Raw genomic sequence first — 13,724 nt, 5'->3', positions numbered from 1 at the left:
CTAGCGTTGAGGGAATATTATTCTAACCTAGCACCCCTTCTTTTGAAGGATTATTTCTTAAAATGAAAATCTGCTTAGTTTCCAATACCTCATGGTCCCTTTTTAATTTCCGTCATGGTCTTATCCAACGGCTAATTCTTGACGGCCATAGCATTTTTATTATTGCCCCCCACGACAATTACTCTGAAAAATTGAAAATGATGGGTTGCACCATGATTGATGTCACCTTATCGGCAAAGGGTGTCAATCCGATTTCAGATGGAAAACTGATTTACTCTCTTTACCGTCTTTACAAAAATATTGCTCCTGATTTTATTATTCATTACACAATCAAGCCCAATATATATGGGTCCATTGCATCATTTTTTTCCCAAAAGCCTTGTATTGCAATTACTACGGGTCTTGGTTACACTTTCGTCGAAAAAAACTGGATCGCTTATATTGCCAAGTATTTATATAAAATAGCATTTCGCTGGCCCAAAGAAGTGTGGTTTTTAAACGAGGATGACAAGCGCGTTTTTTTGTCACATGATTTAGTTAAGAAAGAACAGGCTGTATTGCTTCATGGCGAGGGGGTTAATATGAATTTTTTTGCCCCCCAACCGAAAACTGCAACTGACAAAAAAATTCGGTTTTTATTAATCTCTCGCATGCTTTGGGACAAAGGAGTGGGTGAATTTGTTCAAACGGCTAAAGCGCTAACTAAATTATATCCGCATGCACAATTTCAGCTTTTAGGCCCTTGCGATGTACAAAACCCAAGTGCTATCCCAAAGTCACTTATTTCTGAATGGGCACAAGAGGGCTCTATCGAATATCTAGGCATAACTGACGATGTGCGACCATTTATTTCGCAAGCTGATTGCATTGTGCTGCCGTCCTTTTATCGAGAAGGGATTCCAAGAACTCTGATGGAAGCAGCCGCAATGGGAAAGCCTTTGATCACAACAGACAACGTAGGCTGTCGTGATCTAGTAATTGAAGGAAAAACTGGGTTTCTTTGCAAAATCAAAGACGTTGACTCGCTTGTAAAGTGTTGTGTTAACATGCTAGAGCTGAGTGATGGGGAGAGGTCGGCAATGGGCCAAGCAGGAAGAGACTTTATGGCAGCTTCGTTTAGCGAAGTGCATATTATAAATCAGTATATAGCTCTTTTAAAGAAATATACAACGTAAGCATAATGTCTTGATGCCCGATTTTAGGAAATCTTTATCATGATACCCGTTATTCTTGCTGGTGGTTATGGAACACGCTTGTGGCCACTTTCTCGTGCTAGCTTTCCGAAACAGTTCCTTTCCCTGACCAGCTCGCAATCGATGCTTCAAGCAACCCATTCTCGTCTGTCAGGCGTTTCGCAATGTATGAAGCCTATTGTTGTTTGTAATGAAGAACATCGCTTTATTGTTGCGGAGCAATTGAGACAGATAAATGTTGAGCCAAGTTCTATAATATTAGAGCCTGTTGGTCGTAATACAGCCCCAGCGATTGCTATTGCTGCTTTAAATGCCCTGCAGCTATATGATGACCCCATTTTACTAGTTTTACCCGCTGATCATGTCATCGCCGACACTGCGGCTTTTCACCATGCTATTTCAATTGCCCAGCCAGCCGTCGAAGCAGGGAAACTTGTTACCTTCGGTATTGTTCCTAATAAGCCGGAAATTGGCTATGGTTATATTAAATTTTCGAAAACATATCGCCGCCCATCTAACGACCACACCGTAACTTCCATTTTTCCAATTGAAGAGTTCGTTGAAAAGCCTAACAAAGAAAGGGCTCAGCAATATATTGATAATGGAAATTACCTATGGAATAGCGGAATGTTTATGTTCCGCGCATCTGTTTTTATTGATGAGCTGAATAAATACTCTGACGATATTCTCGCAGCTTGCCGATTGTCAATGAAAAATCCACAACAGGATTTTGATTTTTTACGACCTGACCCAGTTGCCTTTTCAAACTGCCCGCCAAACTCTATTGATTATGCCGTTATGGAAAAAACAGAGTTGGCAGTTGTCGTACCTTTGGATGCTGGCTGGAGCGACGTTGGATCATGGAGTGCTCTGTGGGAGGTTTCAGAGCAAGATGACTCAAACAATGTAAACATCGGTGACACCATCACAGTTGATAGTAAGAACTGCTATTTGAATAGTGCCGCCAACCGCCTGATTGCTACAGTAGGTATTGATGACTTGATTGTAATCGATACCGCAGATGCGGTTCTCGTGGCAAAAAAAGATCAAGTACAGAATGTAAAAGATATTGTAGAAAAACTAAAATCTGAGCAGCGGCCAGAAGCGCATCAGCATCGTATGATTTATCGACCATGGGGGCATTATGACAGTATCGACTCTGGCCATCGTTATCAGGTGAAGCGTATTACCGTAAATCCAGGAGCAAAGTTGTCTGTCCAAATGCATCACCATCGTGCAGAACACTGGGTTGTCGTGTCAGGGACAGCTAGAGTGTTGAATGGTGATAAAGAGACTCTGCTAACAGAAAATCAATCTGTTTATATTCCCGTTGGAGTTGTACATGCTCTTGAGAACCCAGGAAAAGTTCCTCTTGAATTGATTGAAGTCCAATCTGGTAGCTATCTTGGGGAAGATGATATCGTCCGTTTTGAGGATAGGTATGGTCGCTGCTAACCTTACTTCACATGAAAGCAGTTTTCTTCCTGTCTGCGATTTTATGCAGATTGTGAAATTTGCCCCCTTAATTTCAATTGATTTTATTATTGAGAATAATAATGGCAACTTACTTTTAGGCTTAAGGAAGAACCAACCTGCAGCTGGATTTTGGTTTGTGCCTGGAGGGCGTGTTCGAAAAAATGAGTCTCTTGACAATGCCTTTTATCGATTATTTCAAGAAGAACTAGGTTTTTCCTTTAATCGAAGTGACGCAGAAGCCTTTGGAGTTTGGGAACACTTCTACGGCACTAATGCATACTGCGGAGATGAATTCAGCACACACTATATTGTTTTGGCTTACAAAATAAAATTTTCAACTAGTTTTGGCTTAGAGCGTTTGCCTTATAGTCAACACACTCAATATAAATGGGCAACTGCATCAGATATTTGCACAGACCCTAGCGTACATAAAAACACCCAAGCTTACTTTTCCTAATTTCAGCCAACCGCAGATAATAATATCTGCGGTTGTTGCTTCTAATTCTTCAAAGGCTGAGATAATTTAGAATACTGTCGGCTGCCTGCCTTCCTTCAAATACCGCTCTCACCACTAAGTCAGCCCCACGTACCATATCCCCCCCAGAGAAGACCTTAGGGTTGCTAGTCTGATATGGATATCTATCCTGTTCTGAAACTATGACTCGGTTGTTGCTAGTAACCCCAATCCCCTGAGCGGTAAACCAAGCCGCAGCCTCTACCTGAAAGCCAAAAGCTATAATCACGCAATCACACTCCAAACTCTCTTCACTTCCTGGAATGAGCTCCACTGTCCGGCGCCCCTTACTATCTGGCTCTCCTAAACGAGTGGCCATTAAATTCACGACTAGAGCATCCGTCGAGCACTGTAAAATGGCAGTAGGTTGCCGATTCCAACTGAACTCAACGCCCTCTTCCTTCGCATTCGCCACCTCACGCTTGGAGCCCGGCATATTCGCCTCATCTCGACGGTAGGCGCAGATCACGCTCTTGGCACCTTGACGTATCGCGGTACGGTTGCAGTCCATCGCGGTATCCCCCCCACCCAACACCACGACGCGTTTGCCTTGCATCGTGATCGGCTCTTCGCCATCCGGCAGCGTGCCCAGTCCTTGGCGCACATTATTGATCAAGTAAGGCAGGGCTTCCAACACTCCGGGCAAATCCTCTCCAGGAAAGCCGCCCTTCATATACTTGTACGCGCCCATGCCCATGAAGATGGCGTCGTATTGTTCCAGCAACTCTTCTATCTGGACATCCTTGCCGATCTCGGTGTTGAGCACAAACTCCACCCCCATGCCCTCCATGATCTCGCGGCGGCGCTTGATCACGGATTTTTCCAGCTTGAACTCCGGAATACCAAAGGTCAGCAGGCCGCCGATTTCCTCGTAGCGGTCAAACACCACCGCCTTGACGCCATTGCGTACCAATACGTCGGCACAGGCCAGGCCGGCCGGGCCCGCGCCGATTACCGCGACTTTCTTGTCCGTCCACACCACCTTGGACATATCCGGCCGCCAGCCGGCTTTGAAGGCCTCGTCGGTAATGTATTTCTCGATGCTTCCGATGGAAACCGCGCCGAAGCCGCCCTGGTTCAGGGTGCACGCGCCTTCGCACAGACGGTCCTGCGGGCAGACCCGGCCGCAGATTTCCGGCAGGCTATTGGTTTTGTGCGACATTTCCGCCGCCTCGAACAGACGCCCCTCTTCCACCAACTTCAGCCAGTTGGGAATGTAGTTGTGCACCGGGCACTCCCATTCGCAGTACGGGTTGCCACAGGACAAGCAGCGGCCGGCCTGGTCGGCCGCGTCCACGCTGTGCAACGGCTGATAGATTTCTTTGAATTCGATCTTACGCACCGAGGCGTCCACCTTGTCGCCGGGGTTGCGCGAAAGCTTCATGAATTGGAAAACATCGCTCATGGTTGTTTCCTGTCTTGCTGGGCCCGTCGCCCGCTGGCGCCCGGGTTTTGAATGAGGTATCGGCGGAACGGCGCCAGGGCCGCCCGCCTTGCGCGTCTTAGTCCTTGAGCAGGCTGTCGAGCTTGGCCGCCTTGGGTTTGACCAGCCAGAAGTAATCGACGTAATCGTCGAAGTTCTCCAGCATCGCTTTGGCCGTCTCGGAACCGGTCAACTCAACGTGCTTGGCGATCTTTTCCAATAGATAGGCGCGATACATGCCCATGGCTTCGCCGTTGATCAGGTGGATGTCGATCAGCTCGTTGTTATAGCGATAAGCGAATTTCTCATTCGGGTCGTAGACGAAGGCGAAGCCGCCGGTCATGCCGGCGCCGAAGTTGTAGCCGGTTTCGCCCAGCACGATAACGCTGCCGCCGGTCATGTATTCGCAGCAATGGTCGCCGGCGCCTTCGATGACGGCCAGCGCGCCGGAGTTGCGCACGCCGAAACGCTCGCCCGCCACGCCCGCGGCGAACAACTGGCCGCCGGTAGCCCCGTACAGACAGGTATTGCCGATGATGATGGACTCGCCCGCCCGGTATCCCGCGTTCTTGGGCGGATAGATGGTCACCCGGCCGCCGGCCATGCCCTTGCCCACATAGTCGTTGGCGTCGCCTTCCAGTTCCAGATGCAGACCGGACGCGTTCCATACGCCGAAACTTTGCCCGGCGCTGCCGCTGAACTTGATCTTGAGACAGCCGAACGGCAGGCCCGCCGCGCCGTGCACGCGGGCGATCTCGCCGGACAGGCGCGCGCCGATGGAGCGGTGGGTATTCTCGATCGGATAGCTCAGCTCCAACATCTGTTTATTGTGGATGGCGGACAAGGCGTCCTGCAGAATGGCTTCCGCCAATTCGCCCTTGTCGAAGGAGGGATTGCTGACGCTGACGCAGAAACGCGGCTCGCTGTCCGGCACCCGGCCTTGCGACAGCAGCGGCGACAGGTCCAGCTTCTGCTGCTTGTCGGTGTCTCCGGCCTCCAGGCTCAGCAGGTCCATCCTGCCGATCAATTGCTCCATATTGCGCACGCCCAGCTTGGCCATCCACTCGCGGGTTTCGCGCGCGATGAACAGGAAATAGTTCATCACCATTTCCGGCAAGCCAGTGAAGTATTTGGAGCGCAGCTTGATTTCCTGGGTAGCGACGCCGGTAGCGCAGTTGTTCAGATGGCAGATGCGCAGGTATTTGCAGCCCAGCGCCACCATGGGGCCAGTGCCGAAACCAAAGCTTTCCGCGCCCATCATCGCCGCCTTGATCACGTCCAGGCCGGTCTTCAAGCCGCCGTCGGTCTGTACCCGCACCCTGCCGCGCAGACCATTGGCCCGCAACACTTGCTGGGCTTCGGACAGACCCAGCTCCCATGGGGAGCCGGCGTATTTGACCGAGGTCAGCGGCGAAGCGCCGGTGCCTCCATCGTAGCCGGAGATGGTGATCAGGTCGGCGTAGGCCTTGGCCACGCCGGCGGCGATGGTGCCGACGCCGGGTTCGGCCACCAGCTTGACGGACACCAGCGCGGACGGGTTGACCTGCTTGAGGTCGAAAATCAGCTGCGCCAGGTCTTCGATCGAGTAAATGTCATGGTGCGGCGGCGGCGAGATCAGGCTGATGCCTTCCTTGGCGTGGCGCAGCCGCGCAATCAGGCCGGACACCTTGTCCCCGGGCAGCTGGCCGCCCTCGCCCGGCTTGGCGCCTTGCGCCACCTTGATCTGCAGCACTTCGGCATTGACCAGGTAATGCGGCGTGACGCCGAAGCGTCCCGAGGCCACCTGCTTGATCTTGGACATTTTCTCAGTGCCGTAGCGTGCGGCGTCTTCGCCGCCCTCGCCGGAATTGGAACGGCCGCCCAGGCGGTTCATCGCGATCGCCAGCGCTTCATGCGCCTCAGGCGACAAGGCGCCGAGCGACATCCCCGCGGAGTCGAAGCGCTTGAGGATGGCTTCCACCGGCTCCACTTCGTCGATGGAGATAGGCTCGCCCAGCGGCTGCACCTGCATCAGGTCGCGCAACATCGCCACCGGGCGCTGGTTCACCGCCTCGGCGTATTGCTGATAGGCCTGGTAATCGTCGTTCTGCACCGCTTTTTGCAGCAGGGTCACCACATCGGGGTTATAGGCGTGGTATTCCTCGCCGTGCACGTACTTGAGCAAGCCGCCCTGGGAGATCGGCCGCATCGGGTTGAAAGCGAAACGCGCCAGCTTGCGCTGATCGTCCTCGAAGTCGGCGAAACCCGCGCCGGACACCCGCGACACCGTGCCCTTCAGGCACAACTCCACCACTTCCTCGTGGATGCCCACCGCTTCGAACAGCTGCGCACCGCGATAGGAGGCGATGGTGGAAATGCCCATCTTGGACAACACTTTGAGCAAACCCTTGTTGATGCCCTTGCGATAGTGCTGCAAGGCTTCGTTGAGCTTGAGTTTGACCTCGCCGCTCTGCACCAGCTCGATGATGCTTTGATAAGCCAGATAGGGGTATACCGCGGTGGCGCCGTAGCCGATGATGCAGGCCATCTGGTGCGCGTCGCGCACCGTGCCGGTTTCCACTAGGATATTGGTCTTGCAGCGCAAGCCGCTGTCGATCAGCGCGTGGTGCACCGCGCCGGTGGCAAACAGCGCCGGGATGGGCAGGCGCTGAGGCGTCACATGGCGATCGGACAGCACCACGATGACCGTGCCCTCCTTGACCGCGTCCACGACATGCCGGGTCAGCGTCTCCAGCGCCTGGCGCAAGTCGGTTTCGCTGGGGTCGTAGCACAGGTCGAAAGTCGTCGCCTTCAGATAAGGCTCCGGCCGCGTGGTGACGCGGGTGAATTTCTCGTGCGACAGCACCGGGGAGCGCACTTCCAGCCGCTTGGCGTGCTCGGCGCTCTCTTCAAACATATTGCGTTCCGGCCCGAACACCGTGTTCAGCGACATCACCACCGCTTCGCGGATCGGGTCGATAGGCGGGTTGGTCACCTGGGCGAATTGCTGGCGCAGATAGTCGAAGGGCGAGCGCACTTTCCGGCTCAGCACCGCCATCGGCGTATCGTCCCCCATCGAACCCACCGCCTCCTGGCCGTCCTCGGCCAGCACGCGCAGGATTTGGTCTCGCTCTTCAAAGCTGATATTGAACAGCTTCTGCAAACGCGCCAGTTCGTCCTTGGACAAAGGCTCGACACCGGCGTCGTCCTCGATCGACAGCTCCAGGTATTTGGCGCTGTCCTTGATCCATTGCCGATACGGCTTGGCGCTCTTCAATTGGGCGTCGATTTCCTCCGGCAACAAGAGCTCGCCGGTGGCCAAATCCGCGGCGAACAACTGACCCGGCTTGACCCGACCCTTGCGCACCACGTTTTCGGGCTGGTAGTCCCACACCCCCACCTCGGAGGCGATGGTCAGCACATTATCCCGGGTCAGCACCCAGCGGGCCGGCCGCAGGCCGTTGCGGTCCAACATGCAGGCGGCGTAGCGGCCGTCGGTGAGCACGATGCCGGCCGGGCCGTCCCACGGCTCCATATGCATGGAGTTGAATTCATAAAAGGCGCGCAAGTCCTTGTCGGTGGAGTCGACGTTCTGCCAGGCCGGCGGCACCAGCAGACGCAGGGCGCGGAACAGCGGAATACCGCCCATCAGCAGGCCTTCCAGCATATTGTCCAGCGACATCGAGTCGGAGCCGTCGGTCTGCACGATGGGACGCACCGCGTCCATGTCCAGATGCGGTGACGCCATGATGCGCTCGCGCGCGCGCGCCCAATGGCGGTTGCCCTGCACGGTGTTGATTTCGCCGTTGTGGGCAAGGAAACGGAAAGGCTGCGCCAGCTTCCATTGCGGCCAGGTATTGGTGGAGAAGCGCTGGTGGAATACGGCCAGGCTGGACTCGAAGCGGGGATCGTTCAAATCCAGGAAGAACTTGGACAGGTTCTCCGGCGTCACCAGGCCTTTGTAGGACAGAGTATGCGGCGACAAGGTCGGCAGATAAAAAAACGGGTCGTCCGCCTTATTGGCTTTCTCAGCCTGGCGACGACCCATGTACAAACGGCGCTGGAACATTAATTCATCCATGCCGAATGGACAGTTAACAAAGACCTGGACCATGGCGGGAAGCGAGGCCAAGGCCGCCTCCCCACAGGCGCTGTCGTCGGTGGGAACCTGTCGGAAACCGGACACCTCCAAACCCTGGGACTCCAGAAACTCGCGCAGGCGGCGCAAGCTGCGCTCTCCCTGTTCCGGATCGGGATGGTGGAACACCAGCCCGGAGGCGTACACTGGCTTCAGCGTCAAGCCGGCCTCAGCGGCGACTTCGCGCAAAAAACCGTCCGGCTTGCGAAACAACAGGCCGCAGCCGTCGCCGGATTTGCCGTCGGCGGCCACCGCGCCGCGGTGGGTCAATTTGGCCAGCGAGGAGATGGCGGTTTCCACCAGCCAGTGACTGGGTTTGTCGTCAAGCTGGGCGATCAAGCCAAAACCGCAGCTATCCTGCTCGAAGTCCGGATGGTACAGGGTGCCCTGTAGCCAGCGTTGTCTGTCCATAGCTTTGTCCTGCTTATAATGTGAAACGAATGTTTCGATTCTAAGGGCAAGGAGCTTGACCCTGCAACCGGTTTTTGTGCACCGCATTAGACGATAAAAATCATCATGTTACAGTGATTTTTTTGATTTTTCGATGTCGAAAAATCGTGTTTTCACGGCGGATTAATTGTGATTTTGTGACGCGAACGTTCAATAAAACGACTGTCAAGCCGCCTTGTCAAGGACATCCAAAATGGCGATTTCAACCAAATTCAGTATATTGTCAAACAATAGCCAAATATAATGCCCATTCTGTCCCCCCACCCCGCCAATCAGGAGCTGATCCGTCACCTGGCCGAGCAGGCGTTTTCCCGCTCCGCCGGCGCCCCGCTGGTGGGCGGCAATCAGCTGGAACTGCTCTACGACAGCGTGGAGAACTTCCCGGCTTGGGAACAGGCCATCGCCGACAGCCGGGAATCGATCTTCATCGAGATGTATATCTTCGCCAAGGACGCGTTTGGCCTGCGCATACGGGATCTGCTGATTGAACGCGCACGCGCCGGAGTGAAGGTCTGCCTGCTTTACGATTGGCTGGGCAGCTGGAAAACGCATCTGGGCAGTTTCTTCAAGCCCTTGCAAGCCGCGGGAGCGGAATTGCGCGCCTACAACCCGCCGTCTCTGACCGCCGGCCTCAGCATGCTGGGGCGCAATCATCGCAAGCTGATCGTGATCGACCGCCGGACCGTCTTCGTGTCCGGCCTGTGCATCAGCTCCAGCTGGGAAGGCCGTCCGGAGCGCGGCCAAGAGCCCTGGCGCGATACCGGCGTCAAATTCAGCGGACCGCTGGCGGCCGACGCGCTGGCGGCCTTCGCCGATAGCTGGGCCAGCTGCGGCGGCCCGCTGTCCGCGGAATGGCTGACGCCGCCGCCATTGGAAAACTGCGGCGCGGTGGCGGCGCGCCTGATCGCCACCACGCCCGCCACCGCGCAAATGATGCGGCTGGACTTGCTGATCGCCTGCTTCGCCCGACGCACCCTGTGGCTGACCGACGCCTACTTCATGGGCACCAGCATGTATCTGACCGCGCTGAAACAGGCCGCGCGAGACGGCGTCGACGTCCGCTTGCTGGTGCCGCGCTCCAGCGACATCGGCTGGATCGCCACGGTGTCGCGCACCCAGTACCGCCCGCTGCTGGAGGCCGGCGTGCGCGTCTTCGAATGGGACGGCCCGATGATCCACGCCAAAACCGCGGTGGCGGACGGCCGCTGGGCGCGCATAGGCTCCACCAACCTCAATCTGTCCAGCTGGCTGGCCAACCGCGAACTGGACGTGGCGGTGGAGGACCAGGCCTTGGCGGAAAAGCTGGCCGAGCGGTTCCTTCAGGATCTGGACCACGCCACCGAAGTGATCCTGGCCGGCCAGCGCCGCCGCCCGACGCTGACCAAGCCGCGGCCCAAGGACTATCACGGCCTGCTGCTGCCGCCGCATACCGCCGCCCTCAGCGGCGCCAGCGCCGCCGCGCGGCAAGCGGCGCGGATCGGCGACGCGCTGGGCGTGGTGGTGCGCGGCACCCGCAATGTCGACGCCAGCGAGGCGTCCGCCTTCCTGACCATAGGCATGGCGCTGCTGATCTTCGCCGGACTGATCGCCTTCTTCCCCTGGCTGGTGGCCGCGCCCTTGCTCTTTTTGCTGCTGCTCAGCGGCGGCGCCATCGTCGCCAAGGCTCTGGGCTTGTACTGGGCCAGGCGTGGCAAAAAACAACAGCCGCCGCCGGCCGCGCCGGCTGGCGAGCAAGATGGCTCGCCCCAGGACAAATGCGATTAAAAACAATCCGTTGACTTGGGCTGATGTCCCCAAGACATCGCCGCCGCATCGCGCCTGGCCGCCGTCAGGCGTTTTTTTCGCGGAAAAAATTTTGCTGCGCAACAACATGACAAGCAAAAGGTCTAAAATGCGCGCTTTCTTGGGATGTTCTCCAGGCCGGCAGACGTGCCGCCCGCGCAGACAGCACAGCGCGAGCCGACGACGGACCGCGGCGCAAAGCGCCCTGTTTTTATTCGCGCCTCAAGGCCAGCCTCCATGGCGGCGGCGGACCCCGGTCTGCCCGTGCGTACAGAACTGCGCCCCAACGCGCACCGAGTGACACCGCAAAGGGTTACAGGTGCCCGCGGCTTCGGCCCTCGCCCACGGCGAGCCGACGGCCCATCCGCGTCCCGCCCCCGCGCGTGTCCGAGTTAACAGCAACAAGGACTCAGGTATGCGTTTTCATTTCCCCATCGTGATCATCGACGAGGACTTCCGCTCGGAAAACACCAGCGGCTCCGGCATCCGCGAACTCGCCGCCGCCATGGAGGCGGAAGGCATGAGCGTGATCGGCTACACCAGCTACGGCGACCTGACTTCCTTCGCCCAGCAGCAAAGCCGCGCCGCCGGCTTCATCCTGTCGATAGACGACGAGGAATTCCACACCGAGGACGCGGCGCAGGAAGCGCTGGGCAAGCTCTACGGCTTCGTCGCGGAAATCCGCCGCCGCAATCCGGACATCCCGGTCTATCTATACGGCGAAACCCGCACCGCGCGCCACATTCCCAACGACATCCTGCGCGAGTTGCACGGCTTCATTCACATGCACGAGGACACGCCGGAGTTCGTCGCCCGCCACATCATCCGCGAGGCCAAGAGCTATCTGGACAGCCTGGCGCCGCCGTTTTTCCGCGCGCTGGTGGATTACGCCCACGACGGTTCCTACTCCTGGCACTGCCCCGGCCATTCCGGCGGCGTCGCCTTCCTGAAGAGCCCGGTGGGCCAGATGTTCCACCAGTTCTTCGGCGAAAACATGCTGCGCGCCGACGTCTGCAACGCGGTGGACGAACTGGGCCAGCTGCTGGACCACACCGGCCCCATCGCCGCTTCGGAACGCAATGCCGCGCGCATCTTCAACGCCGACCACCTGTTCTTCGTCACCAACGGCACCTCCACTTCCAACAAAATCGTCTGGCACAGCTGCGTGGCGGCCGGCGACATCGTGCTGGTGGACCGCAACTGCCACAAATCCAATCTGCACGCCATCATGATGACCGGCGCCATCCCGGTGTTCCTGATGCCGACGCGCAACCATTACGGCATCATCGGCCCGATTCCTAAGTCCGAATTCCAGCTCGACAACATCAAGAAGAAAATTCAGGCCAACCCCTTCGCCCGCGAAGCGCTGGCCAAAAACCCGCAAGCCAAGCCGCGCATCCTGACCCTGACCCAGTCCACCTACGACGGCATTATCTACAACGTGGAGGACATCAAGCATCTGCTGGACGGCGAGGTCGATACCCTGCACTTCGACGAAGCCTGGCTGCCGCACGCCGGCTTCCATGACTTCTACGGCGACTTCCACGCCATCGGCGAAGGCCGGCCGCGCTGCAAGGACAGCCTGATCTTCTCCACCCAGTCCACCCACAAACTGCTGGCCGGCATCAGCCAGGCCTCGCAGATCCTGGTGCAGGACCCGGAGCAACGCCAGTTGGACACCGCTTGGTTCAACGAAGCCTATCTGATGCACACGTCCACCAGCCCGCAGTACTCCATCATCGCCAGCTGCGATGTGGCGGCGGCGATGATGGAACAGCCGGGCGGACAGGCGCTGGTGGAAGAATCGCTGGTGGAGGCGCTGGACTTCCGCCGCGCCATGCGCAAAGTGGACGAGGAATACGGCCGCGACTGGTGGTTCAGCGTCTGGGGACCGGACGATCTGTCCGACGACGGCATCTGCGACCCGGCCGAGTGGCAACTGCGCCCGAACGAGCGCTGGCACGGCTTCGTCGGCATTGAGGACGGCTTCAATATGCTGGACCCGATCAAGGCCACGGTGCTGACTCCGGGCCTGGATGTGGACGGCAGTTTCGAAGAGATGGGCATTCCCGCCGCCATCGTCACCAAGTATCTGACCGAACACGGCGTGGTGGTGGAAAAGACCGGGCTGTACAGCTTCTTCATCATGTTCACCATCGGCATCACCAAGGGCCGCTGGAACACGCTGATCTCCCTGCTGCAGCAATTCAAGGACGACTTCGACAAAAACCAGCCGATGTGGCGGGTGATGCCGGAATTCATCGCCCAGCACCCGCAATACGAGCGCGTCGGCCTGCGCGATCTGTGCCAGCGCATCCATCAGCTCTACAGCAAACACGATGTGGCCCGCATCACCACCGAGATCTATCTGTCGGAAATGGAGCCGGCGATGCGTCCGGCCGACGCCTTCGCCAAGATGGCCCACCGCGAGATCGAACGCGTGCCGGTGGAGCAACTGGAAGGCCGCGTCACCGCGGTGCTGTTGACGCCCTACCCGCCGGGCATCCCACTGCTGATTCCCGGCGAGCGCTTCAACAAGACCATCGTCGACTACCTGCGCTTCGCCCAAGACTTCAACCGCGAGCTGCCCGGCTTCGAAACCGATGTGCACGGGCTGGTGGCGACGGAACTGGACGGCCGCAGGGTCTACTGCGTCGACTGCGTGAAATGAGAAAGGGCGGCGGCGCTCCGCCGGCGCGCCGCCGCACAATTTCTACACAATAATCCTTAACACACCAGGCTGGCGCGCTCGCGGCGGCGTGCGATAAT

Annotated in this window: 7 protein-coding genes; 5 read left to right on the top strand and 2 right to left on the bottom strand. The window is 57.2% G+C overall.

The features are described 5' to 3' along the window. The first annotated feature begins 62 nt into the window (after nucleotides 1-62). The 3 genes from NK214_RS02530 to NK214_RS02520 are packed head-to-tail and all read left to right on the top strand — an operon-like array spanning nucleotide 63 to nucleotide 3,126. Nucleotides 63-1,175, top strand: coding sequence for a glycosyltransferase family 4 protein (locus NK214_RS02530; RefSeq protein WP_253313704.1), 1,113 nt, complete (start codon nucleotides 63-65; stop codon nucleotides 1,173-1,175). A 39-nt stretch (nucleotides 1,176-1,214) separates the two neighbouring features. After that, nucleotides 1,215-2,648: a mannose-1-phosphate guanylyltransferase/mannose-6-phosphate isomerase gene (locus NK214_RS02525; RefSeq protein WP_253313703.1), complete on the top strand. Its 1,434-nt coding sequence runs from the start codon at nucleotides 1,215-1,217 to the stop codon at nucleotides 2,646-2,648. Next, the gene (locus NK214_RS02520) at nucleotides 2,635-3,126 is read left to right on the top strand and encodes a GDP-mannose mannosyl hydrolase (protein ID WP_253313702.1); all 492 of its coding nucleotides are present in this window, start codon (nucleotides 2,635-2,637) and stop codon (nucleotides 3,124-3,126) included. Before NK214_RS02525 ends, NK214_RS02520 begins: the two co-directional genes overlap by 14 nt. A gap of 49 nt (nucleotides 3,127-3,175) precedes the next feature. On the opposite strand, the gene NK214_RS02515 is transcribed toward NK214_RS02520, so the two are convergent. Together NK214_RS02515 and gltB are read right to left on the bottom strand one after the other, a co-directional pair. Continuing rightward, nucleotides 3,176-4,588 carry an FAD-dependent oxidoreductase gene (locus NK214_RS02515; RefSeq protein ID WP_305883539.1) on the bottom strand — a complete coding sequence of 471 codons (1,413 nt, stop codon included), beginning with the start codon at nucleotides 4,586-4,588 and terminating at the stop codon, nucleotides 3,176-3,178. A 97-nt stretch (nucleotides 4,589-4,685) separates the two neighbouring features. Beyond that, nucleotides 4,686-9,134, bottom strand: a complete 4,449-nt coding sequence (gltB, locus tag NK214_RS02510) for a glutamate synthase large subunit (protein WP_253313701.1) — start codon at nucleotides 9,132-9,134, stop codon at nucleotides 4,686-4,688. A 282-nt stretch (nucleotides 9,135-9,416) separates the two neighbouring features. Here gltB and NK214_RS02505 point away from each other — a divergent pair, with 282 nt between their 5' ends. Both NK214_RS02505 and NK214_RS02500 read left to right on the top strand, forming a co-directional pair. Then, complete coding sequence (locus tag NK214_RS02505; RefSeq protein ID WP_107800616.1) at nucleotides 9,417-10,937, top strand: phosphatidylserine/phosphatidylglycerophosphate/cardiolipin synthase family protein; 1,521 nt, start codon at nucleotides 9,417-9,419, stop codon at nucleotides 10,935-10,937. Between the two features lie 433 nt (nucleotides 10,938-11,370). Continuing rightward, nucleotides 11,371-13,626: an arginine/lysine/ornithine decarboxylase gene (locus NK214_RS02500; protein ID WP_107800617.1), complete on the top strand. Its 2,256-nt coding sequence runs from the start codon at nucleotides 11,371-11,373 to the stop codon at nucleotides 13,624-13,626. The last annotated feature ends 98 nt before the right edge of the window (nucleotides 13,627-13,724 follow it).

The sequence above is a fragment of the Chromobacterium sp. S0633 genome (assembly GCF_024158805.1).
In the GTDB taxonomy this organism is placed as follows: domain Bacteria; phylum Pseudomonadota; class Gammaproteobacteria; order Burkholderiales; family Chromobacteriaceae; genus Chromobacterium.
This window is presented reverse-complemented; position numbering and strand designations above follow the sequence as displayed.